The organism is Thalassovita mangrovi (assembly GCF_009857745.1).
Lineage (GTDB): Bacteria > Pseudomonadota > Alphaproteobacteria > Rhodobacterales > Rhodobacteraceae > Thalassobius > Thalassobius mangrovi.
This window is the reverse complement of record NZ_WWEN01000002.1, coordinates 331,949-353,637: the sequence shown is the minus strand read 5'-3', so window position 1 is coordinate 353,637 and position 21,689 is coordinate 331,949. Positions and strand designations below refer to the sequence as shown.

The following is a 21,689-nucleotide window of genomic DNA, read 5'->3' as shown; positions in this document are numbered from 1 at the left end:
ATGGCCTTAGCCGCATGGGGACGGCGTTTTTTCTTTCTATTTCAACGGCTTTGATCGCGCTGCCCGATGTATCTGCGGCGCAGGATTACACGTTCGGGTCGGTCGTGATCCAGGGGAACCAGCGGATCGAGGCGGGCACCATCCTGACCTATGCGGGAATCGAACGCGGCAAGGCGGTATCGGCCGGCGAACTGAACGCCGCCTATCAGCGCATCCTCGCCAGCGGATTGTTCGAGACGGTCGAGATCACGCCGCGCGGCGGCACCCTGGTGATCGACGTCAAGGAATACCCCACGATCAACCAGATCAGCATCGAGGGCAACCGGCGGGTCAAGGACGAAGATCTGCAGCCGCTGCTGCAATCGAAATCGCGGCTGGTCTTCAACCCCAAGGTCGCCGAACGCGACGCGGCCATCATCGCCGAGGTCTATAACCAGCAGGGCCGGCTGTCTGCGACCGTGTCGCCCAAGATCATCCGCCGGTCCGACAACCGCGTCGACCTGATCTTTGAAGTGTTCGAAGGCGGCATCACCGAGATCGAGCGGATCAGCTTCGTCGGCAACAAGGCCTATTCCGACCGCCGCCTGCGCTCGGTGCTGCAGACCAAGCAGGCCGGCCTGCTGCGGGCGCTGATCAAGCGCGACACTTTCGTCGAGGACCGGATTTCCTTCGACAAGCAGGTGTTGAGCGATTTCTACCTGTCGCGCGGCTATGTCGATTTCCGCACCACCGGGGTGAACGCGGAATTGACCCGCGAACGCGACGGATATTTCATCACCTTTAACATCGAGGAAGGCCAGCAGTTCCGGGTCGGTAAAATCACCACCAGCAGCGACTTGGCCGATGTCGATGCCGACGAATTCCAGAAGGCGCTGAAAATGCGCTCCGGGATGATCTATTCGCCGACCGTCGTGGAAAATTCCATCGCCCGGATGGAACGGCTGGCCAACCGCAAGGGGCTGAACTTCGTTCGGGTCGAACCGCGGATCACCCGCAACGACCGCGACCTGACGCTGGATGTGGAATTCGTGCTGTCGCGCGGGCCGCGCGTCTTCGTCGAGCGGATCGATATCGAAGGCAACACCACCACGATGGACCGGGTGATCCGGCAGCAGTTCAAGATCGTCGAGGGCGATCCGTTCAACCCGCGTGAAATTCGCGAAAGCGCCGAACGCATTCGCGCGCTCGGGTTCTTTTCCAACGCCGATGTGAAGGCGCGGGAAGGGTCGAACCCGGATCAGGTTATCGTCGACGTGAATGTCGAGGAACAGCCCACCGGGTCGCTGTCCTTCGGCGGCACCTATTCGACCAATACCGGTTTCGGCCTGCTTGTCACGATGAAGGAAGACAACTTCCTGGGCCGTGGCCAGCGGCTGAACCTGTCGCTGTCGGGCGCTGAGGACAACCAGGTCTATGCGCTTGGGTTCTCGGAACCGGCGCTGCTGGGGCGCAATCTGCGCTTCGATCTGGATATCGGCTACCGCGAAACGCAGACATCTTATGCCAACTACGACACGACCTCGATCCAGTTCCGGCCGGGCATCACCTTCCCGGTCAGCGATAACGGCCGGCTGAAGCTGTATTACAATGCCGAGTCTATCGAGATGATCGATGACGGATCTGCGGTCTTTGGCGGCATCGTGGGCAACGAAATCGCGCAGGGCAATGTCTGGTCCAGCAGCCTCGGCTACAGCTACAGCTACGACACCCGCCGCACCGGGCTGAACCCCAATGCCGGTGTTCTGTTCGAATTCGGACAGGAATTCGCGGGCGTCGGCGGCGACGTGACCTTCTCCAAGACCACGGCCAAGGCAATTGCCCAGACCAAGATCCTGAACGAAGAAGTGACGCTGCGCGCCTCGCTCGAAGGCGGGCTGCTGGATTACACCTCCGGGGTCAGCCGCTCGGTGGACCGCTACCAAATCGGCAGCGGGCTGATGCGGGGCTTCTCGCCGGACGGCATCGGGCCGCGCGAAATCGTCTATGACAGCAATGGCGACGAGGTGTCGAACGATGCGCTTGGCGGCGACATGTTCGCGGTCGCCCGGTTCGAAGCCGAATTCCCGCTGGGCCTGCCCGAGGAATACGGCATCCGCGGCGGCTTGTTCTACGATGTCGGCTCTGTCTGGGGCCTGACCGATGCCAGCGCCGCCACCGGCTCGGTGTTCTACGAAGACTTCTCGCTGCGCCATGTTGTCGGTGTGTCGCTGTTCTGGAACACGCCGGTGGGACCGCTGCGCTTCAACTGGTCCAAGGCGCTCCAGAAAGAGGACGAAGACATCGAGCAGACCTTCAACCTGACGGTTTCGACCGAATTCTGATGCGCGGCAACTGGCGCAACCGGATCGCGGCGGTCTGCCTGGCGCTTGGCGTGCTGGGCGGGGCCGGGCCGGTTGTCGCACAGGAAGCGGCGGTCCTGCGCAGCCCTGTTCTGACCATCGATTCCGACCGGCTGTATTCCGATTCCCTGTTCGGCAAGCGGGTGCAGAACGAAATCGAGGCCGCCGTGGCAGTGCTGGAGGCGGAAAACCGCGAAATCGAGGCGCAGCTGATCGAGGAAGAACAGCAGCTGACCGAAAAGCGCCCGACCATGACGGCGGAGGAGTTCCGCGTGCTAGCCGACGAATTCGACGCCAAGGTCCAGCGCATCCGCGTCGAGCGCGCCGGCAAGCTGCATGAACTGGCGCAGCGGCGGGAACAGGCGCAGCGGTTGTTCCTGCAATCTGTCACCTCGGTGCTGGAAGAAATCATGACCGAAGCCGGTGCGGCGGTGATCGTGGAAAGCCGCAGCGTGTTCCTGAGCGCGCGCATCATCGACGTGACAAGCGACGCGGTGGCGCGGATCGACGCCGAGATCGGCGATGGCAGCGATCTGGAACAGCCCGAGAAGTAGCAGCACGCTTGCCCAATCCCCGGCATATTGTTAGGGAATTCGGCAAAAGCGACGCGTTTGCCAGAAAGGAAAAAACAATGACCGAGCAGCTTCTGACCGCGGATATCGCACTGATCCAGCGGATCATCCCGCATCGCTATCCTTTCCTGCTGGTCGACAAGGTGGTCGATATCGACGGCTACCAGTCGGGCCGCGGCATCAAGAACGTGACGATGAACGAACCGCATTTCCAGGGCCATTTCCCCGGCAAGCCGATCATGCCCGGCGTCACCATCGTCGAGGCGATGGCGCAGACCGCCGCGATCATGGTGGGCACCGCCTTGGACATGGCCGACAAGAACATGCTGGTTTACTTCATGGCCATCGACAAGGCCAAGTTCCGCCGCATGGTGGTGCCGGGCGACGTTTTGGAAATGAACGTGACCACGACGCGCGGCAAGCCGGGCGGCAAGGTGTGGAAATTTGCCGGCGTGGCGACGGTCGAGGGTGAAATGGCCTGCGAATGCGAATTCACCGCGATGATGGATCTGAGCGCAGGGCAGGAGTAACCGCATGGCTGCGCAGATTCACCCTTCGGCGATCATCGAGGACGGCGCCGTGATCGGCGAGGGCTGCGAGATCGGCCCGTTCTGCATCGTCGGTGCCGACGTGGTGCTGGAAGACCGCGTGACGCTGAAAAGCCACGTGGTGGTGACCGGCCAGACCAAGGTCGGCGAAGACACGGTGATTTTCCCCTTCGCCTGTATTGGCGAGATCCCGCAGGACCTGAAATTCAAGGGCGAAAACACCCGTCTGGAAATCGGCAAGCGCAATCGCATCCGCGAACATGTCACCATGAACAGCGGCACCGAGGGCGGTGGCGGTCTGACGAAGGTCGGCGATGACGGGCTGTTCATGGCCGGATGTCACATCGCCCATGACGTGATCGTCGGCGACCGGGTGATCGTGGTGAACCAGTCGGCCGTCGCGGGCCATTGCCAGATCGGCGACGACGTGATCATCGGCGGTCTGTCGGGCGTGCACCAATGGGTGCGGATCGGCCAGGGCGCGATCATCGGCGCGGTCACCATGGTGACCGCCGACGTGATCCCCTATGGGCTGGTGCAGGCGTCGCGCGGCGAGTTGGACGGGCTGAACCTTGTCGGGCTGAAACGTCGCGGCGTGGCGCGTTCCGACATCTCGGCGCTGCGCGCCGCGCTGAAGCGGCTGGCCGAGGGCGAGGGCGCGTTCCAGGAGCGCGCCAAGGCTTTGGGCGAAGAGGCCGAAAGCGATTACGTGCGCCAGATCGTCGATTTCATCACCGGGGCGAGCGACCGTTCGTTCCTGACCCCGCGCTGATCCATGCCGGGGCGTCTGGCCATCCTTGCGGGCAATGGCGGCCTGCCGGTGGAAATCGCCGCCGCGCACCCGGATGCGGTCAAGGTCGTTTTCGACGGCGTGCCGCACCGGATGAGCGGCGATCTGCATGTCCATGCGTTCGAGAAACTGGGCGGGCTGTTCGACGCGCTGAAAGAAATGGGCGTCACCCGGGTGGTGATGGCCGGGTCGATGTCGCGTCCGCCGCTGGATGCCTCGGCCTTCGATCCGCTGATGATTTCGCTGGCGCCGCGCCTGCTGTCGGCGATGCACGGCGGCGACGATGCGCTTTTGCGGGTGATCATCGCGATCATCGAGGAACAAGGCTTCGAGGTCGTTGGCGCGCATGACCTGGTCGCGGGCCTGACCGCCGAAGAAGGGCTGCTGGCCGGGCCGGAACCCACCGACGAACAAATGGCCGACGCCGATCGCGGCGCCGATATCCTGAACGCCCTGGCGCCGGTGGATGTCGGGCAGGGCTGCGTCGTGGCGGGCGGGCTGTGCCTGGGCGTGGAAACCGTGCAGGGCACCGATTTCATGCTGGGTACCGTGGCCGAAACGCCCGCCGCGCTGCGACGGGGCGCGCGGGGCGTCTTCGTCAAGGCGGCGAAACGCGGTCAGGACCTGCGCGTCGATATGCCCGCCATCGGCCCCGACACGGTGGCGCGGGCCGAAAAGGCCGGGCTGGCGGGGATCGTGTTGCAGGCCGGACAGGTGCTGATCCTGGAACGCGCCGAAACCGTCGCGGCGGCGGAACAGGCCGGTATCTTCATCATGGGCCGGGTGCTGTGATCCGGGTCTTCGTGATCGCGGGCGAGGCGTCGGGCGACAAGCTGGGCGCGGCTTTGATGGCGGGGCTGAAGGAGCTGGCAGAGGTCGAGTTTCAGGGCATCGGCGGGCCGCTGATGCAGGAAGAAGGGCTGGAAAGCCTGTTCCCGATGGATGAGCTGTCGGTGATGGGGATCGCCGAGATCCTGCCGAAATACCGCCACCTGATGCGCCGGATCAACCAGACGGCCGAGGCCGTGGTCGCGGCGCAGCCCGACGTGTTGATCACCATCGACAGCCCCGATTTTTCCCTGCGCGTGGCGCGGCGGGTGAAGGCCGTGTCCGACATCCGCACGGTGCATTACGTCGCTCCCACCGTCTGGGCCTGGCGCGCCGGGCGGGCGGAAAAGATGGCGCGTGTGATCGACCATGTGCTGGCGCTGTTCCCGTTCGAGCCGCCTTATATGGAAGCGGCCGGAATGGACTGCGATTTCGTCGGCCACCCGGTGGTGGCCGAACGGGTGGCGACGGCGGACGAGGCGGCGGCGTTCCGCTCCGAACAGGGCTTGGGCGATGCGCCGGTGCTGCTGGTGCTGCCGGGCAGCAGACGGGGCGAGGTGTCGAGGCTTGCGCCGGTCTTCGGCGAGGCGTTGAAGCGCATCGTGGCCGAGCGGCCCGATATCCGACCGGTGATCCCGACCACCGGCAACGTGACCGACCTGGTGCGCGCCGCGGTGGCCGACTGGCCGGTCGCGCCGCTGGTGCTGGACCCGCGCGGGATGGCGCCGGAAGACTACAAGCGGCTCAAGGCGGCGGCGTTTGCGGCGGCCGACGCGGCGCTGGCGGCCTCGGGTACGGTGTCGCTGGAACTGGCGGCAAGCGATACCCCGATGGTGATCGCCTATGACATGAGCCTGATCAGCCGGATCATCATCAGCCGGATGCTGAAGGTGGACACGGTGACCTTGGTCAACCTGGTCAGCGATACCCGCACGGTGCCGGAATTCGTGGGCCGAGATTGCCAGCCCGGGCCGATCGCCGAGGCAGTGTTGCAGGTGCTTGACGATCCCGGCGATCAGCGCGCGGCGATGGCCTTGACGATGGAACGGCTCGGCAAGGGCGGCGAGGCGCCGGGGCTGCGCGCGGCAAAGGCGGTTCTGAAGCGGTTGCCGGGCTGAGAGGGCGTTTCCCGGGCCGGGAAACGCGCCGTCAGTCTCAAGCGAAATGCGTTTTCAGATCGGTGAGCGCCTTGGCGGCGTCGTCCTGGCTCCAGATCTCGTCGCCGATGCCGAAGAAATCGGTGAAGGGCGACAGGGTTCGGATGGTGTCGGCGTTCAGCGCGCCCTCGGCCACCACCGGCACCTCGATCATTTCCGACCACCACTGGAACAGCTCGGTTTCCGCTACGGTGCCGTCGCCCAGATCGGTGGCGCCGACGGGTCCGAAGCTGACGTAATCGGCGCCCGCTTCGCCCGCGTTCATCCCGTCATGGCGCGAGGCGCCGCAGAAGGCGCCGACGATGGCGTCGGCACCAAGCGCCTTGCGCGTCTTGCGCACCAGCCGCGACCCGTCGGCCAGGTGTACGCCGTCGAGCCCCAGCCGTTCCACCATCAGGATATGGTTTTCGATCACCAGCGCCACGTCGCGGGCATGGGTGACTTCGCGCAGCGCGTCGCCGGCGCGCGAGATGCGGTCTTCGTCATGGCTGGCCAGCGCCAGGCGCACGCAGGCGATTTCATGCGCGTCCAGCACCGCGGCAAGCCGGTTCGGGAAGTCCGACAATTCGAACTCCGACGGGGTGATCAGATAGATTTGCGGCTGCTCGATCTCGGCCATGATCCGGCTCCTTTTGCGGTCTTCCGCGACGCTATACAGGGGTTTGTTCCGCTTGGCTACTTCTCAGACGGCACCGGCAGTGCGATCTGCGGCGTTGGAATATGGGTATTTTTGCCAAGATGAAGCGGCGGGGGGTTGGATTGGTGCCGGGGCTGGATTATCAGCGGGCGGTGGATTTTTCGGAGATGACCATGCCAAGCGCCGTGCCGCAGCCTGCAATCGTTCTGGTGCGCCCGCAGATGGGCGAAAATATCGGCGGCGCCGCCCGCGCGATGTGGAATTTCGGGCTCGACCGGATGCGGGTGGTGGAACCGCGCGACGGCTGGCCGAACCAGAAGGCCGTCGCGATGGCCAGCGGCGCCGGGCGCCTGCTGGACGAGGCGGGGCATTACGGGTCGGTGGCCGAGGCGCTGGACGACTGCACTTTCGTCTTCGCCACCACCGCGCGGGGGCGGGGGCTGACCAAGCCGGTCTACAGCCCGGAAAAGGCGATGGAGCTGGCGCGCGAAAAGATCGCCGCCGGTGAAAAGGTGGCCGTGATGTTCGGCCCCGAACGCGCCGGGCTGGAAAACGAGGACGTGGCGCGCGCCAATGCGATCATCACCGTGCCGGTGAACCCGGAATTCTTCAGCCTGAACCTGGCGCAATGCGTGTTGCTGACCGCTTACGAATGGCGCCGTCAATCGGTCGAGATCGAACACGAGCGTGTCGAGATGGCGAAGACCGACTGGGCCAGCGCCATCGAGGTGGAAAAGCTGTCGCAGCATTACGAGGAACGGCTGGACGAAGCCGGGTTCTTCTTCCCCGAGGCCAAGGCGGAGGGGATGAAGGTCAACCTGCGCAACCTGTGGAGCCGGATGCCGCTGACCCGCGCCGATGTGCAGATGTTCCACGGCATGCTGCGCCAGATGGTGCGCTGGAAAGACCGTCAGGACTAAGATCGAAAAGGGCAGGGCGACGCACTTGCGCCCGGGCCCGACCGCGCCATATTCTGCGCCGGAACCGGAGGGCAGCATGAGCCAGAAACGCAATATTTTCGAAGAGGTTGGCAGCGAATCCGCGGCCAGGGTGGAACCGAAGGGCGGCATGATCGACGCCACAAAGCGCGGCGCGCGCAAGGGCATTCGCGCCTGGCTGATCGTACTGTTCGCGCTTGTGGTCACGATGATCGCGGTGGGCGGGCTGACCCGGCTGACCGATAGCGGGCTTTCGATCACCGAATGGAAGCCGATTACCGGCGCGCTGCCGCCGATGACCGAGGCCGCCTGGCAGGAAGAATTCGACAAGTACAAGGCGATCCCGGAATTCCAGCTGCAGAACAGCTGGATGGAACTGTCCGATTTCAAACAGATCTACTGGTGGGAATGGGGCCATCGGCAGCTGGGCCGGGTGATCGGTCTGATCTGGGCGCTTGGTTTCTTCGGCTTCCTGGTGGCAAAGCAGATTCCGGCGGGCTGGACCCAGCGGTTGCTGCTGATCGGCGCCCTGGGCGGTGCGCAGGGCGCCGTGGGCTGGTGGATGGTGAGTTCTGGCCTGAAGGGGTCGATGCTGGACGTTGCCAGCTACCGTTTGGCCACCCACCTGGGGCTGGCCTTCGTGATCCTGGGCTTCATCGCGTGGTACGTGTTCCAGCTGAGCCGCGAGGAACGCGATCTGATGCAGGCGCGCCGCTCTAGCGAACGCAAGCTGTGGGGGATTTCCACCGGCTGGCTGCACCTGGCCTTTATCCAGATCCTGCTGGGTGCCTTGGTGGCGGGGATCGATGCCGGGCAAAGCTTCACCGACTGGCCGCTGATGGGCGATCAGGTGGTGCCGCCGGGCGCCTTCGACATCACGCCGATCTGGCGCAATTTCTTTGAAAATCCCGGTCTGGTGCAGTTCATTCACCGCTGTGTGGCCTACCTGCTGCTGGCCTATTCGGTGATGGCCTTCCTGAAGGGGCGCAAATCGGCCCATGCGGCGACGCGGGCGGCCTTCACCGCCGCCTTCATCGCGGTGATGGGGCAGGTGAGCCTTGGCATCTATGTGCTGTTTTCGGGGGTGCAGGCGCATGTGGCGATCACTCATCAGGTGGTGGCCGTCATGGTCTGGGTGCTGGTGCTGCGGGCGCGGTTCATGAGCGGTTATCCCAAAGTCACGTCGATCCGGGGGGCATGAGATGAGTGCATTTGACGATCTGATGGTATTCCAGCGCGACACGATGGCGCTGGCGCAGGTGGCCGGCCGCTTGGGCTGGGACCAGGAAACCATGATGCCGCGCGGCGCGGCCGACCAGCGGTCGGACGAAATGGCGGCGATGGAAAAGGTGCTGCATGCGCGGCGCACCGATCCGCGCATGGCCGAGTGGCTGGCGGCGATCGACGACAAGGGGCTGGATGCGGTCGGGCAGGCGCAGATGCGCCATATCCGCAAATCCTACGCCCGGGCGATGAAGGTGCCCGCCGACCTGGCGGTGGAAATCGCCAAGGTGACCAGCAAGGCGCAGGGCCAATGGGCACAGGCGCGGGCGGACGAAGACGTTGCCGCCTTCCTGCCGGTGCTGGAAAAGGTCGTGGGCCTGAAGCGCCGCGAGGGCGAGGCGCTGGCCGATGGCGGCGATGTCTATGACGCCATGATCGACGATTACGAGCCGGAAATGACCGCCGCCGAACTGGGCGCGATGTTCGGCGCGATGCGCCCGCGGCTGGTGGCTTTGCGTGAGGCGGTGCTGGCGGCGGAAGCGCCCAAGGCGGTCGAGGGGCATTTCCCGGCCGACAAGCAGATGGCGCTGACCGCGAAGCTGGCCACCACCTTCGGATATGACCTGCATCACGGGCGGATCGACAAGGCGGTGCATCCGTTCAGTTCCGGGTCGGGTCATGACGTGCGGATCACCACCCGCACAAGCGAGCTCGATCCGTTCAACTGCATCTATTCGACCATCCACGAGGTCGGTCACGCCTGTTACGAGCAGAATATCGACGACGCCTATCTGTTGACGCCCCTGGGCGGCGGCGTGTCGATGGGCGTGCATGAAAGCCAGAGCCGGATTTACGAGAACCAGCTGGGCCGCAGCCAGGCCTTCACCGGCTGGCTTTTCGGTCAGATGAAGGATGCATTCGGCGATTTCGGCATTGCGGAGGCTGAGGAATTCTACCGCTCCGTCAACCGGGTGCATGAGGGATACATCCGCACCGAGGCGGATGAGGTGCAGTATAACCTGCATATCATGCTGCGCTTCGATCTGGAGCGCGCACTGATGCAGGGCGATCTGGATGTCTACGACCTGGAAGCGGCGTGGAACGACCGGTTCGCGGCCGATTTCGGCTATGCGGTCGACAAGCCGTCGAACGGCTGTCTGCAGGATGTGCATTGGTCGGTGGGGCTGTTCGGTTACTTCCCGACCTATTCCCTGGGCAATGTCTATGCCGGCTGCCTGTACCAGGCGCTGCGCGGGGCGGTGCCGGGGCTGGACGGCCAATTGGCGGCGGGCGATCTGGCACCGGCCACCGGGTGGCTGCGCGACAACCTGCAGACCCACGGCGGGCTTTACGAGCCTGCCGAGGTGGTGGAACGCGCCAGCGGCATCGCGCCGGGGCCGGAGCCTTTGCTGGACTATCTGGAAGCCAAGTTCGCCGGGATTTACCGGCTGTAACACGGGCTTAGGGGGCTGAACGCATCTGTGCTATCCTGCGGCGAACGGAGGATAGCACATGCAATACCTGACGCCTGACAACCCGGTTTTCGTCACTTACGCGATTGCCGCCGCCCTGATGGTTCTGAAGCTGATGGGGCAGGGGTGGTTGACCGTTTACCGGATGATGAAAAGCGGTTGGGGGGGAATGGTGAATCCCGAGGATCTGCGCCAGAGCGCGCTGAACCCCCATCCGCATGACGATCAACTCGAGGTCAGCGATTACGTCGACCGGTCGCGGCGGATGCATCGCAACGATCTGGAAAACATTCCCGGGTTCTGGATGGCGGGGCTTTTGTTCGTCTTTGCCGCGCCGCCGCTATGGCTGGCGCAGGTGACGATGTACGGGTTCGTTCTGGCCCGCGCGCTGCACGCCTGGGCCTATCTGAGCAAGCAAAACCACGAGGTGCGGGCGACATTCTACACCGTCGGGTCGCTGATCGTGATCTACATGGCGCTGCATGCGCTGGTGGTTCTGCTGGGCTGAAAGGCGCCTCAGCCGCGTTTCGCCAGCCAGGCATCGACCGAATAGCGGCCCGGCCCGTGCAGGGCCATCACCAGGTATCCGCCGGTCAGCGAGATGTTTTTCAGCAGCATGGTCATGTCGGTGGGCTGGGCCAGATCGCTATAGGCCAGCAGCCCCGACAACATGCAGAACCCGGCCTGGGCCAGGGCGACCCAGCGGGTCGCCGCGCCGATCAGCATCAGAAAGCCGCTGATGATCAGGAACCAGAACACCAGCCCGCCCAGAACAATCGGCACGCCGTCCTGCGCCAAGCCTTCGGCAAAGCCGCGCACATCACCGATCTGGGCCAACCCGGCCATCAGGAACAACACCGACATCAGCACGCGTGCGAGCAGCGTCAGGGGGGCGTCGAACCGGGCGGCCAGGTTTTCCATGAATCAGCTTTCCTGTTGTTCCTCGCCCTCGTCTTCGTCCTGTTCGACGATACGGGCGACCGATACGACGACTTCACCCTTGCCGGTGTTGAACACCTTGACCCCGCCGGCCGAGCGCGAGCGGAAGGAAATGCCATCCACCGGCACCCGGATCGATTGCCCCTTGGAGGTGGCCAGCATGATCTGGTTGTCCATCTCGACCGGGAAGGAGGCGACAAGTTCGCCGCCGCGCATTGCCTTGTCCATCGCGGTGACGCCCATGCCGCCGCGGCCGCGCACCGGGTAGTCGTGCGAGCTGGAAAGCTTGCCCGAGCCGCCTTCGGTGATGGTCAAGATCAGGTTTTCCACCGCCGACATTTCGGCATAGCGTTCCTGGGTGATCGAGCCTTCGATCTGTTCCTCGTCCGTCTCGGCATCGTCGGCCAGACCGGCCACCGCACGGCGCATCTTGAGGTATGCGGCGCGTTCTTCCGGGGTGGCTTCGAAATGGCGGATGATCGACATCGACACGACGCGGTCCTCGTCGCCCAGACGGATGCCGCGTACCCCGGTGGATTTGCGGCCCTTGAAGACACGCACATCGGTGGTGGGGAAGCGGATCGCGCGGCCCGAATTGGTCACTAGCATGACGTCGTCGTCTTCCGACGCGATGCGCGCGTTGACCAGTTCCACCCCTTCGGGCAGGTCCATCGCGATCTTGCCGTTGCGCATCACGTTGGTGAAGTCGGACAAAGCGTTGCGGCGCACGTCGCCGGCGCTGGTGGCAAACACGATCTGCAGGTCGGCCCATTCGTCCTCGGGCCGGTCGACGGGCATGATCGCCGCGATCGACACGCCGGTCGGGATCGGCAGGATGTTGACGATCGCCTTGCCCTTCGAGGTGCGGCCGCCCTGCGGCAGGCGCCAGGTCTTGAGCTTGTAGGCCATGCCGTCGGTGGTGAAGAACAAAAGCTGCGTGTGGGTATTGGCCACGAAGAGGGTGGTGACCACGTCCTCTTCCTTGGTCTGCATCCCCGACAGCCCCTTGCCGCCACGACGCTGGGCGCGGAAATCGGCCAGCGGCGTGCGCTTGATGTAGCCGCCGGAGGTGACCGTCACGACCATGTCTTCGCGTTCGATCAGGTCCTCGTCGTCCATGTCGCCCGACCAGTCGACGATTTCGGTCCGGCGCGGCACGGCGAATTGATCCTTAACCTCGGCCAGTTCGTCCGAGATGATGCCCATGATCCGTTCGCGCGAAGCCAGGATTTCCAGGCATTCGCGGATCTTGGCGGCCAGTTCCTGCAGCTCGTCGGTGACTTCCTTGACCCCGATCTGGGTCAGGCGCTGCAGCCGCAGTTCGAGGATCGCGCGGGCCTGGGTTTCCGACAGGTTATAGGTCCCGTCGTCGTTCATCTTGTGGGTCGGATCGTCGATCAGCTGAATGTATTCGGCGATGCTGGCGGCGGGCCAGCGGCGCGTCATCAGCTTTTCGCGCGCTTCCGCCGCGTCTGCCGAGGAACGGATGGTGGCGACCACTTCGTCCACGTTGGTGACCGCGACGGCCAGACCGCACAGGATGTGGCTGCGTTCGCGCGCCTTGCGCAGTTCATAGGCAGTGCGCCGTGCCACCACGTCTTCGCGGAAGTCGAGGAAGCAGGTCAGGAACCGGCGCAGGGTCAGCGTTTCCGGACGGCCGCCGTTCAGCGCCAGCATGTTGCAGCCGAACGAGGTCTGCATCGGGGTGAAGCGGTACAGCTGGTTCAGCACCACTTCGGGGGTCGCGTCGCGTTTCAGTTCGACCACCACCCGCACGCCGTTGCGGTCGGATTCGTCCTGCACGTGGGCGACGCCTTCGATCTTCTTGTCGCGCACCTGTTCGGCGATCTTTTCGATCATCGAGGACTTGTTCACCTGGTAGGGGATTTCATCGATGATGATGGCGTAGCGGTCGCGGCGGATTTCCTCGACCCGGGTCTTGGCGCGGATGATGACGCTGCCGCGGCCTTCAAGGTAGGCTTTGCGCGCGCCGGACCGGCCCAGCATGGTGCCGCCGGTGGGGAAATCGGGGCCGGGAATATAGTCGATCAGTTCTTCCGAGCTGAGATCGGGATTGACGATCAGCGCCTGGCAGGCGTCGATCACTTCGCCCAGGTTATGCGGCGGGATATTGGTGGCCATGCCGACCGCGATACCGCCCGCGCCGTTGACCAGCATGTTGGGGAAGCGCGCCGGAAGGACGGTGGGTTCGCGGTCCTTGCCGTCGTAGTTGTCCTGGAAATCGACGGTTTCCTTGTCGATATCGTTCAGCAGGTAGGCCGCCGGCTTGTCCATGCGCACCTCGGTGTAACGCATGGCGGCGGGGCTGTCGCCGTCCATCGAACCGAAGTTGCCCTGACCGTCCAGAAGCGGCAGCGACATCGAGAAATCCTGCGCCATCCGCACCAGCGCGTCGTAGATCGCAGAGTCGCCGTGGGGGTGGTATTTACCCATCACGTCGCCGACCGGACGGGCCGATTTGCGATACGGCTTGTCGTGGCCGTTGTTGGTTTCGTGCATGGCATAGAGGATGCGCCGGTGCACCGGTTTCAACCCGTCGCGCAGATCGGGGATCGCGCGGGAAACGATCACGCTCATCGCGTAGTCGAGATAGGAAGATTTCATCTCGTCCGTGATGGAAACGCTGGGGCCTTCGTAGACCGCGCGCTCGGGCGTGTTTTTGTCTTCGTTTTCAGGGGTTTCTGGCGTATCGCTCACTGGGGTAAACCGCTCTGTCTGTTTGTCTATATTTTGTGACACGACTTATATCAGAGCCATGATATGGGGTGCAATGGGTGGTTGCCCCTGCGGTTGGCAGCAGTCGCCGATACCTGCTAACATATTGTTTTCTTTGGGAATTAAAATGACCGTGCTAGCCTCTTCTTACGAGCGTTCAAGAAGAGGTGCAAAATGGAGCTATCCGAAACCGAACTGATGCTGAAAGGCTACGGGCTGACCACGGCCGAATTCTTCTATCACATGCCCGATCACGTGCATGTGCTCAACAGCTTCGTCTGGCAGGATTACGACCTTGCCCCGGATCATCCGCGGCTGTTCGAATTCATCGAGTTCTGGCAGCGCGAAATCGACGGGCCGCTGCATTCGGTGCGGTTCAATCACCGCAAGATGATTGAACCGGGCGAGTGGCGCAACGTGGTGGGGGAATTCACCCTGCACTGAGGGGCGGAACCCCGGGGCGGATTTCGCGGCGTTCCAAAGCCTCAGGAGGCGAAGCCGAAGGCTTTCAGCCCGTCGAGCACGAACTGCACCGACAGCGCGGCCAGCAGCATCCCCAGCAACCGGGTCACCACGTTGATCCCGGTCTTGCCAAGCGCGCGTTCCAGCAGCCCGGCCGACAGGAACAGCAGCAACGCGATCGCCAGAACCGCCAGCATGATGCCCACCACCATGGCGAAACCGGCAACGCCCGGATGCTGACCGGCCAGCAGGATCATCGTGGCGATCGATCCCGGCCCCGCGATCAGCGGCATCGCCAGCGGGAACACCGACGGGTCGTCGTGGTGGTCTTCTTCCTCGGCCTGGTCCTCGCGCCGCTTGGTGCGGCGCTGGAACAGCATGTCCAAAGCGGTCAGGAACAGCAGGATGCCGCCTGCGATGCGGAAGGCGGGCATTGAAATGCCGACGAAACCCAGCACCGCCTCGCCGCCGAGCGCGAACAGGCTGAGCAGCAGACCGGCGATCAGGCAGCCGCGCAGCGCGATGCTGCGGCGCTTGGCGGGCGGCATGCCCTGGGTCAGGGCAACGAAGACCGGGGTCAGCCCGATCGGGTCCATGATCACGAAAAGCGTGACGAAGCCGGTGATGAGAAATGCGGTATCCATGATGTTTCGGTATCGCGGAACACCCCGCACACGCAAGGGGTTAGACGATCCGCGGCCCCAGCGTGGCCGGATCGACCGACGGCGTGTCCCAGAAATCGCGGGCGAATGCGGGCAGGGCGGCCAGCACCCGTTCCAGGTCGTCGCGGCGCACCGATTTGCGCAGGGCGATGGCGGTGGCCTCGACGCAATTGTCGGGCGTCAGGTTGTGATCGGGGCGCAGCGCCTTGGCCTCGGCGGTCCAGTCGGCGCGGGTGCGGGGGGCGGCGGGGGTGTCGCTGAACTCCCAATCGGCGACGAAGATCGCACGCGGCACGGTGGGCAGGACCTGGGCGAAATCGACGGCCTGTTGCGGCGTCAGCCGGCGGCGGAACGCCTGCAATACGCCCTGGATCGCGGTATAGGCCAGGTTGTCGGTTTCCAGCCCCATCGCATCGCGCGCATCGTCGAGGAACGCGCGCCATTCGCGGCTGGCATGGCGATAGGTCCAGGGCATCGGCATCGGCGGGCTCCTTGCGTCCGGTGCCGGTATTTGGCGGCAACGCGGCCAGGAGCGCAAGAGAGAGGCATCGGTGCCTGGTTAGTGCATTATTCTGATTAGGGAACTTCTCATTTCAGGCGAACTTGCTAACCTGCCGGCATGATGAAGCAACTCGTTCCGATTTCTGCACTGCTACTGGGCTCTGGGCTGTTGCTCTTTGCCGGTGGTATTCATGGTCTGATCCTGCCGGTGCGCGGATCTGCCGAAGGGTTTTCGGCAAGCTCTCTGGGCCTGCTCGGAACCGGCTGGGCGATCGGTTATGTCGCCGGATGCCTGATCGCGCCGCGTTTGGTGGGCGCCGTCGGGCATATCCGGACCTTCGGCGTGATGAGCGCCTTTGCCGCCGTTTCCATCCTGCTGCAGGCCCTGATCGTCGAACCTTGGGCATGGATCGTGGTGCGCGCGGTGTCCGGTTTCTGTTTTGCCGGGGCCGCGATGATCGTCGAATCCTGGCTGAACGACCGGGTTCAGCCGAACACGCGCGGGACGGTCATGGGCGTCTATACCATGGTCAACCTGTCGGCGGTGACCGCCGGGCAGATGTCCATTTCGCTTGGCGACACCTCCGGGTTCATGTTCTTCGCCATTGCCGCGATCGTCTATTGCCTGGCGCTGGTGCCCACGGCGCTGTCGACATCCGCCTCGCCGACGCCTCTGGTTTCCGTCAAGCTGGAACCGCGCGCGCTGTGGCGCAATTCGCCGGTGGCGGTGGTCGCGGTCTTTCTGGTTGGCATTTCAAACGCGTCCTTCGGAACGCTCGCGGCTGTGTACGCCGACCGGGTGGGGCTTACGCTGACGGCGATCGCGCTTTTCGCGAGTATCCCGGTGCTGGCCGGGGCCTTGGCGCAGATGCCGATCGGGTTTGCCAGCGACCGGCTCGACCGGCGCAAGGTGCTGGTTGCGACAGCCATCGTCGCGCTTGCGGCCGACCTGGCCTTTGTCCTCCTCGCGCCCGAGGGACGCATGGAAAACCTCGTTCTGGTGGGCGTTTTCGGTGCCGCGATTTTCGCGATGTATCCGATTATCGTCGCCCATGCGAACGACCATGCGCCGCCCGGATCGTCGATCCAGGTTTCCGGCGGGCTGCTGATGATCTTCGGCTTCGGGTCGATCATCGGGCCGTTGATCGCAGGCGTCATGATGTCCGGGATCGGCCCGCGCGGGCTGTTCCTGACGACGATTGCCGCGCATGTCCTGATGATCGTTTACACGATCTGGCGGATCGGGCGCAGCGCCGCCGTGCCCGCCACGGATAAATCCGCGTTCCAGATCACTGTGCCGGGGCGCCTTGCCACGCCGGAAACGGCGGCACTTGCGGGCGGCGAGGACGAGGATCAGCCGCTCGAAGCAGGGGAAACGCCTGCCGGCTCCGAACCGGAGGCGGCCGAAGCAAGCGCGGATCATGACGCCGCGGCAGAGCGGGAGCCCCGGGAAAAGGTCCCCGGACGCGAAGACTAGACCGGTTGGCGGCCAGACGACCGCAGCGGCAGGTTCAGTTCCCGACAGCTTCCTTGGCGATCTCGTCGAGCAGGGTCTGGACCTCCTGCATGGCGCCCTCGGGGTAGTTGCGATAACCCACCATCACTTCGCCGTCCTTGTCGGCCACGAAGATGCCATAGGGGCAATAGGCGATGTTCATCAGGTCGGCTTCCATCACGTTGCGCGACGTGACCGCCGAGCAGAACAGGAACACATCCGCCGCATCGAACAGCTTCACGTCGCTGCCCACATCGGCCCCGGTGCGTTCCAGCATCGCGCCGACATGGCTGACATAGTCGACGACCAGCCCGCGCCCGACGATGGCGCTTTCGACCGCGAAGGCGGCATCCTCGAAACTGGCGTCGGTGGGGTAGGTCGTTACGCCCTCGGCGAATGCAGGCGCCGCCATCGTCAGGGCGGCGAGGGTTACAGCAAAGCGTTTCATCGTATCCTCCCTGGTAAGTGAACGAGCTTCAACGCCACCGACGCCCCGCAAGCCGCATGACCCATTTCGGCCCGTACCGCCGCAGCGCGGGCGGTTCGGGGCATGTCACGTGTTTTGATGCTCACCCAATGAAATAGTCCGCCGTTGCGTTTCGGCAAACGGCGGATCGAAACGGTCTTTTGCCGTGTTTGGCGGGGAGGGCCGCGTCGGGCCGCCCCCGCATTGGAAAGGGGGTCAGCTTTCCGCCGCTTCCAGCTTTTCCAGCGCGTCCATCCACAGCGCCTCGGCGCGGTCCATCGCTTCGCGCAGCTCGGCGTATTTCTTCTGCAGCACCACCGCTTCGCCCTTGCGTTCGGAAAACAGCGTCGGGTCGGCCAGCCGGGTCTGCAGCTTCTTGTCCATCTCGGTCAGCTTGCCCATGCGCTCTTCGCATTTGCGCACCTCGGCGCGCAGGGCGAGGATTTCGTCGCGGCTGGCCCGTTTGGGCGGCGGCGCGGCTTTGGGCTTTTCGACTTTCGGCGGCTGGTCGGCCTGCAGCAGCATCTTGCGATAGGCGTCGAGATCGTCCTCATAGGGCGTCACCGCGCCGCCTTTGACCAGCCACAGCCGGTCGGCCACCATCGACAGCAGGTGCATGTCGTGGCTGACCAGGATCACCGCGCCGGAATAGGCGGTCAGCGCCTCGACCAGCGCTTCGCGGCTTTCGATGTCCAGGTGGTTGGTCGGCTCATCAAGGATCAGCAGGTGCGGCGCGGGCAGGGTGGCCAAGAGCAGCGACAAGCGCGCCTTCTGCCCGCCAGAAAGACGCCCGACCTCGGTTTCCGCCTGTTCCGCCATCAGCCCGAAGCCCGCCAGCCGCGCGCGCAGCTTGCTGGGATGTTCGCCGGGCAATTCGCGCTGCAGGTGCTGGATCGGGGTTTCGTCGACATAAAGTTCGTCGACCTGGTGCTGGGCGAAGAAGCCGATGCGCAGTTTCGACGAGCGCGCGATCCTGCCCTGCATCGGGTCCAGCCGGTCCGACAGCAGTTTCGCCAGGGTGGATTTGCCCTGGCCGTTCTTGCCAAGAAGCGCGATCCGGTCGTCCTGGTCGATGCGCAGGTTCAGCCTGCTCAGCACCACGTGCCCGTCGTAACCGACCGACACGTCCTCGGTGGAAATGATCGGCGGCGACAGTTCCTCGGGTTCAGGGAAGGTGAAGACGGTGCGCGCGGCATCCTCGGGCGCGCGGATCGTGTCCATCTTTTCCAGCATCTTGACGCGCGACTGCGCCTGCTTGGCCTTCGACGCCTTGGCCTTGAACCGGTCGACGAAGCTTTGCAGGTGGGCGCGGCGGGCTTCTTGTTTCTTGGCCTGCGCCGCTTGCACCGCGCGCTGTTCGGCGCGCTGGCGGGCGAATTGATCGTAAGGGCCGGTGTAATAGGTCAGCTGGCGGTTTTCGAGATGCAGGATCGAGCCCACCGCGCGGTTCAGCAGATCGCGGTCGTGGCTGATGATGATCACCGTATGCGGGTATTTCGCCAGGTAGCTTTCCAGCCACAGCGCCCCTTCGAGGTCGAGATAGTTGGTCGGTTCGTCCAAGAGAAGGAAATCGGGCTGCGCGAACAGCACCGAGGCCAGCGCGACCCGCATCCGCCAGCCGCCCGAAAAGGCCGAACAGGGCTGCCGCTGTTCCTCAGCGTCAAATCCCAGCCCGCGCAGGATCGACGAGGCGCGGCCTTCGGCGCTCCAGGCGTCGATATCGGCCAGACGGGTCTGGATGTCGGCGATGCGGCCCGGGTCGGTGGCGGTTTCGGATTCCGCCATCAGCGCGGCGCGTTCGGTATCGGCGGCCAGCACCGTGTCCAACAGCGACACCTCGTTGCCCGGCACTTCCTGCGCCACGCCGCCGATGCGGGCGCGGGCGGGTATCGAGATCGATCCGCCATCGGCATGCAGGTCGCCCTTGATCAGCTTGAACAGCGTCGTCTTGCCGGCGCCGTTGCGGCCGATCAGGCCCACCTTGTGGCCGGTGGGAATCGTGGCCGAGGCGCCCTCGAACAGGGGGCGGCCTTCGATGGAATAGGAGAGGTCTTGGATGCGCAACATGATGGCGGAGTGCCAGAGGGGGGGGGGGCTGTCAATCGGGCGCGGCAATTTAGAATGGCGCAGTGTCGCTGCGCGCATCGCCTTGCATGCTGCGGCGCAGAGGCGTATCCTGATTACGTTAACCTGTTAACGGAATTCCCATGCACGCCCCCCGGTCGAAACCGCGTCTGCTGACGCTGATCCTGCTGACATCGCTTTCGGTGATGTCGCTGAACATGTTCCTGCCCTCGCTGAGCCGGATCGCGGCCGATTTCGGCGCGCCCTATTCGGTCGTGTCGCTGTCGATCGGCGGCTACCTGGCGGTGTCGGCGGTGCTGCAGCTGGTGATGGGGCCGGTGTCGGATATGGTGGGGCGGCGCCCGGTGATCCTGGCCGGGCTGGCGGTGTTCACCCTGGCCTCGGTCGGCTGCGCCTTGGCGGGCGATATCTGGGTCTTCCTGGGCTTTCGCATGCTGCAGGCGGGCGTCGTGTCGGGCATGGTGCTGTCGCGCGCGGTGATCCGCGACGTGGCCGAACCGGCCGAGGCGACGCGGCTTCTGGCGGTGGTCGGATCGGCGATGGCGCTGGCGCCGCTGCTGGCGCCGGTGCTGGGCGGGGCCCTGGGCGACCTGTTCGGCTGGCGGTCGAATTTCTGGGTCTTCGCGGTCTCCGGCGCGGCGCTGCTGGTGCTGAGCTGGGTCGACCTGGGCGAAACCAACCTGACACCGCAGAACAGTTTCCGCGCCCAGTTCCGCAGCTATCCGGAGCTGCTGCGTTCCGGCCTGTTCTGGGCCTATTGCGGCTGCCTGATCTTTTCCATCGGCGGCTTCTACGCCTATCTGGCGGGCGCGCCGCAGGTGGGCGAAAAAGCCTTCGGGCTGAGCCCGAGCGCCTTGGGCCTGATGATGGGCGCGACGGCGGTGGGGTTCATGGTCGGCAACCTGGTGTCGACCCGGCTGGGGCCGCGGCTGGGCACCATGGCGATGATCCTGGCGGGCCGCTGGGCGTCGCTGGCGGGCACCGTGGGAGCGATGGCGCTGCTGGCTGTGGGGCTGTTCCACCCGGCGGTGCTGTTCGGTGGCGCGGTCATGCTGGGCTTTGGCAACGGGCTGACCCTGCCGGGGGCGAATGTCGGCGTGATGTCGGTGGCGCCAAGGCTGGCGGGCAGCGCCTCGGGCCTGTCGGGCACGCTGACGCTGGCGGTGGGGGCGGCGCTGACGCCGCTGGTCAGCGCGCTGGTGGTGGGGCCGCTTGGGGTCTATGTGCTGCTCGGCGCGATGGCGGCCTCCAGCCTGGCCGGGGTGATCGCGGCCTATGCGGTGCGCGGGCTGGAAAGACGCCCGCAAACGGCGTGATTGCTTCTTTTCAAACCGTGTGACGCGTGTTAGTGGGGCGGCGATTTTCATACCGCCGGGCCCGCGCGTCCGGCGCCAGGTAACCGAGGACATGACCATGGCCATTCAACGCACTTTCTCGATCATCAAGCCCGACGCCACCAAGCGCAACCTGACCGGCGCCATCAACGCCAAGCTGGAAGCCGCAGGCCTGCGCATCATCGCGCAGAAGCGGATCCACCTGACCAAGGCGCAGGCCGGCGTGTTCTATGCCGTCCATGCCGAGCGTCCCTTCTACGACGAACTGTGCGAATTCATGGCATCCGAGCCGATCGTCGTGCAGGTTCTGGAAGGTGAAAACGCCATCGCCAAGAACCGCGAAGTGATGGGCGCCACCAACCCGGCCGAAGCCGACGAAGGCACCATCCGCAAGGAATTCGCCCTGTCGATCGGCGAAAACTCGGTCCACGGTTCGGACGCAGAAGAAACCGCAGCGGTCGAAATCGCTTACTTCTTCTCGGGTCTGGAACTGGTCGGCTAAGC

General features: G+C 64.6%; 21 protein-coding genes. 14 read left to right on the top strand and 7 right to left on the bottom strand.

Translation table 11 applies throughout. The features are described 5' to 3' along the window. The first annotated feature begins 14 nt into the window (after positions 1 to 14). From bamA to lpxB, 6 genes are all read left to right on the top strand, one after another. A complete protein-coding gene (gene bamA, locus GR167_RS03440; protein WP_235915831.1) occupies positions 15 to 2,321 on the top strand; it encodes an outer membrane protein assembly factor BamA in 2,307 nt (768 codons plus the stop codon). Then, the gene (locus tag GR167_RS03435; protein ID WP_160972044.1) at positions 2,321 to 2,893 is read left to right on the top strand and encodes an OmpH/Skp family outer membrane protein; all 573 of its coding nucleotides are present in this window, start codon (positions 2,321 to 2,323) and stop codon (positions 2,891 to 2,893) included. Before bamA ends, GR167_RS03435 begins: the two co-directional genes overlap by 1 nt. A gap of 77 nt (positions 2,894 to 2,970) precedes the next feature. Continuing rightward, a complete protein-coding gene (gene fabZ, locus GR167_RS03430; protein WP_160972043.1) occupies positions 2,971 to 3,441 on the top strand; it encodes a 3-hydroxyacyl-ACP dehydratase FabZ in 471 nt (156 codons plus the stop codon). Between the two features lie 4 nt (positions 3,442 to 3,445). Continuing rightward, a complete protein-coding gene (gene lpxA, locus GR167_RS03425; protein ID WP_160972042.1) occupies positions 3,446 to 4,231 on the top strand; it encodes an acyl-ACP--UDP-N-acetylglucosamine O-acyltransferase in 786 nt (261 codons plus the stop codon). A 3-nt stretch (positions 4,232 to 4,234) separates the two neighbouring features. Beyond that, positions 4,235 to 5,041 (top strand): LpxI family protein, encoded by an 807-nt coding sequence (locus tag GR167_RS20235; protein ID WP_160972041.1) that lies wholly within the window; start codon positions 4,235 to 4,237, stop codon positions 5,039 to 5,041. Further along, complete coding sequence (gene lpxB / locus GR167_RS03415) at positions 5,041 to 6,195, top strand: lipid-A-disaccharide synthase (protein ID WP_160972630.1); 1,155 nt, start codon at positions 5,041 to 5,043, stop codon at positions 6,193 to 6,195. Before GR167_RS20235 ends, lpxB begins: the two co-directional genes overlap by 1 nt. A gap of 37 nt (positions 6,196 to 6,232) precedes the next feature. On the opposite strand, the gene GR167_RS03410 is transcribed toward lpxB, so the two are convergent. Then, a complete protein-coding gene (locus GR167_RS03410) occupies positions 6,233 to 6,853 on the bottom strand; it encodes a thiamine phosphate synthase (protein ID WP_160972040.1) in 621 nt (206 codons plus the stop codon). Between the two features lie 191 nt (positions 6,854 to 7,044). On the opposite strand from GR167_RS03410, the gene GR167_RS03405 reads away from it, so the two are divergent. From GR167_RS03405 to GR167_RS03390, 4 genes are all read left to right on the top strand, one after another. Continuing rightward, positions 7,045 to 7,791: an RNA methyltransferase gene (locus tag GR167_RS03405; protein WP_160972629.1), complete on the top strand. Its 747-nt coding sequence runs from the start codon at positions 7,045 to 7,047 to the stop codon at positions 7,789 to 7,791. Positions 7,792 to 7,867: 76 nt separating this feature from the next. Further along, complete coding sequence (gene ctaA, locus GR167_RS03400; protein ID WP_160972039.1) at positions 7,868 to 9,010, top strand: heme A synthase; 1,143 nt, start codon at positions 7,868 to 7,870, stop codon at positions 9,008 to 9,010. Position 9,011: 1 nt separating this feature from the next. After that, on the top strand, positions 9,012 to 10,487 hold the full coding sequence (locus GR167_RS03395; RefSeq protein ID WP_160972038.1) for a carboxypeptidase M32: 1,476 nt from the start codon (positions 9,012 to 9,014) through the stop codon (positions 10,485 to 10,487). 58 nt (positions 10,488 to 10,545) lie between these two features. Continuing rightward, positions 10,546 to 11,013 (top strand): MAPEG family protein, encoded by a 468-nt coding sequence (locus tag GR167_RS03390; RefSeq protein WP_160972037.1) that lies wholly within the window; start codon positions 10,546 to 10,548, stop codon positions 11,011 to 11,013. Between the two features lie 8 nt (positions 11,014 to 11,021). Here the strand turns inward: GR167_RS03390 and GR167_RS03385 are convergent, their stop codons facing one another. Both GR167_RS03385 and gyrA read right to left on the bottom strand, forming a co-directional pair. Continuing rightward, positions 11,022 to 11,426 (bottom strand): DoxX family protein, encoded by a 405-nt coding sequence (locus tag GR167_RS03385; RefSeq protein WP_160972036.1) that lies wholly within the window; start codon positions 11,424 to 11,426, stop codon positions 11,022 to 11,024. 3 nt (positions 11,427 to 11,429) lie between these two features. Next, positions 11,430 to 14,162 (bottom strand): DNA gyrase subunit A, encoded by a 2,733-nt coding sequence (gene gyrA / locus GR167_RS03380; protein WP_160972035.1) that lies wholly within the window; start codon positions 14,160 to 14,162, stop codon positions 11,430 to 11,432. 192 nt (positions 14,163 to 14,354) lie between these two features. On the opposite strand from gyrA, the gene GR167_RS03375 reads away from it, so the two are divergent. Beyond that, entirely contained in the window at positions 14,355 to 14,624 is a 270-nt protein-coding gene (locus tag GR167_RS03375) for an usg protein (protein WP_160972034.1), read from the top strand. 41 nt (positions 14,625 to 14,665) lie between these two features. On the opposite strand, the gene GR167_RS03370 is transcribed toward GR167_RS03375, so the two are convergent. Continuing rightward, a complete protein-coding gene (locus GR167_RS03370) occupies positions 14,666 to 15,286 on the bottom strand; it encodes a MarC family protein (RefSeq protein WP_212769820.1) in 621 nt (206 codons plus the stop codon). Between the two features lie 40 nt (positions 15,287 to 15,326). Next, on the bottom strand, positions 15,327 to 15,785 hold the full coding sequence (locus tag GR167_RS03365) for a DUF2267 domain-containing protein (RefSeq protein ID WP_160972033.1): 459 nt from the start codon (positions 15,783 to 15,785) through the stop codon (positions 15,327 to 15,329). Between the two features lie 138 nt (positions 15,786 to 15,923). Here GR167_RS03365 and GR167_RS03360 point away from each other — a divergent pair, with 138 nt between their 5' ends. Continuing rightward, a complete protein-coding gene (locus tag GR167_RS03360; protein ID WP_160972032.1) occupies positions 15,924 to 17,282 on the top strand; it encodes an MFS transporter in 1,359 nt (452 codons plus the stop codon). Positions 17,283 to 17,316: 34 nt separating this feature from the next. Here the strand turns inward: GR167_RS03360 and GR167_RS03355 are convergent, their stop codons facing one another. Next, the gene (locus GR167_RS03355) at positions 17,317 to 17,748 is read right to left on the bottom strand and encodes a DUF302 domain-containing protein (RefSeq protein ID WP_160972031.1); all 432 of its coding nucleotides are present in this window, start codon (positions 17,746 to 17,748) and stop codon (positions 17,317 to 17,319) included. Between the two features lie 234 nt (positions 17,749 to 17,982). Continuing rightward, a complete protein-coding gene (locus tag GR167_RS03350) occupies positions 17,983 to 19,833 on the bottom strand; it encodes an ABC-F family ATP-binding cassette domain-containing protein (protein WP_160972030.1) in 1,851 nt (616 codons plus the stop codon). Between the two features lie 140 nt (positions 19,834 to 19,973). On the opposite strand from GR167_RS03350, the gene GR167_RS03345 reads away from it, so the two are divergent. Further along, the gene (locus GR167_RS03345) at positions 19,974 to 21,167 is read left to right on the top strand and encodes a multidrug effflux MFS transporter (RefSeq protein ID WP_160972029.1); all 1,194 of its coding nucleotides are present in this window, start codon (positions 19,974 to 19,976) and stop codon (positions 21,165 to 21,167) included. A gap of 97 nt (positions 21,168 to 21,264) precedes the next feature. Beyond that, entirely contained in the window at positions 21,265 to 21,687 is a 423-nt protein-coding gene (ndk, locus tag GR167_RS03340; protein WP_160972028.1) for a nucleoside-diphosphate kinase, read from the top strand. The last annotated feature ends 2 nt before the right edge of the window (positions 21,688 to 21,689 follow it).

Excerpts from the sequence above, each read along its gene's own strand:
- bamA (WP_235915831.1), top strand. The coding sequence starts at position 15 with ATGGGGACGGCGTTTTTTCTTTCTATTTCAACGGCTTTGATCGCGCTG.
- GR167_RS03435 (WP_160972044.1), top strand. The coding sequence starts at position 2,321 with ATGCGCGGCAACTGGCGCAACCGGATCGCGGCGGTCTGCCTGGCGCTT.
- fabZ (WP_160972043.1), top strand. The coding sequence starts at position 2,971 with ATGACCGAGCAGCTTCTGACCGCGGATATCGCACTGATCCAGCGGATC.
- lpxA (WP_160972042.1), top strand. The coding sequence starts at position 3,446 with ATGGCTGCGCAGATTCACCCTTCGGCGATCATCGAGGACGGCGCCGTG.
- GR167_RS20235 (WP_160972041.1), top strand. The coding sequence starts at position 4,235 with ATGCCGGGGCGTCTGGCCATCCTTGCGGGCAATGGCGGCCTGCCGGTG.
- GR167_RS03410 (WP_160972040.1), bottom strand. The coding sequence starts at position 6,853 with ATGGCCGAGATCGAGCAGCCGCAAATCTATCTGATCACCCCGTCGGAG.
- GR167_RS03405 (WP_160972629.1), top strand. The coding sequence starts at position 7,045 with ATGCCAAGCGCCGTGCCGCAGCCTGCAATCGTTCTGGTGCGCCCGCAG.
- ctaA (WP_160972039.1), top strand. The coding sequence starts at position 7,868 with ATGAGCCAGAAACGCAATATTTTCGAAGAGGTTGGCAGCGAATCCGCG.
- GR167_RS03395 (WP_160972038.1), top strand. The coding sequence starts at position 9,012 with ATGAGTGCATTTGACGATCTGATGGTATTCCAGCGCGACACGATGGCG.
- GR167_RS03390 (WP_160972037.1), top strand. The coding sequence starts at position 10,546 with ATGCAATACCTGACGCCTGACAACCCGGTTTTCGTCACTTACGCGATT.
- GR167_RS03385 (WP_160972036.1), bottom strand. The coding sequence starts at position 11,426 with ATGGAAAACCTGGCCGCCCGGTTCGACGCCCCCCTGACGCTGCTCGCA.
- GR167_RS03375 (WP_160972034.1), top strand. The coding sequence starts at position 14,355 with ATGGAGCTATCCGAAACCGAACTGATGCTGAAAGGCTACGGGCTGACC.
- GR167_RS03370 (WP_212769820.1), bottom strand. The coding sequence starts at position 15,286 with ATGGATACCGCATTTCTCATCACCGGCTTCGTCACGCTTTTCGTGATC.
- GR167_RS03365 (WP_160972033.1), bottom strand. The coding sequence starts at position 15,785 with ATGCCGATGCCCTGGACCTATCGCCATGCCAGCCGCGAATGGCGCGCG.
- GR167_RS03360 (WP_160972032.1), top strand. The coding sequence starts at position 15,924 with ATGATGAAGCAACTCGTTCCGATTTCTGCACTGCTACTGGGCTCTGGG.
- GR167_RS03355 (WP_160972031.1), bottom strand. The coding sequence starts at position 17,748 with ATGAAACGCTTTGCTGTAACCCTCGCCGCCCTGACGATGGCGGCGCCT.
- GR167_RS03350 (WP_160972030.1), bottom strand. The coding sequence starts at position 19,833 with ATGTTGCGCATCCAAGACCTCTCCTATTCCATCGAAGGCCGCCCCCTG.
- GR167_RS03345 (WP_160972029.1), top strand. The coding sequence starts at position 19,974 with ATGCACGCCCCCCGGTCGAAACCGCGTCTGCTGACGCTGATCCTGCTG.
- ndk (WP_160972028.1), top strand. The coding sequence starts at position 21,265 with ATGGCCATTCAACGCACTTTCTCGATCATCAAGCCCGACGCCACCAAG.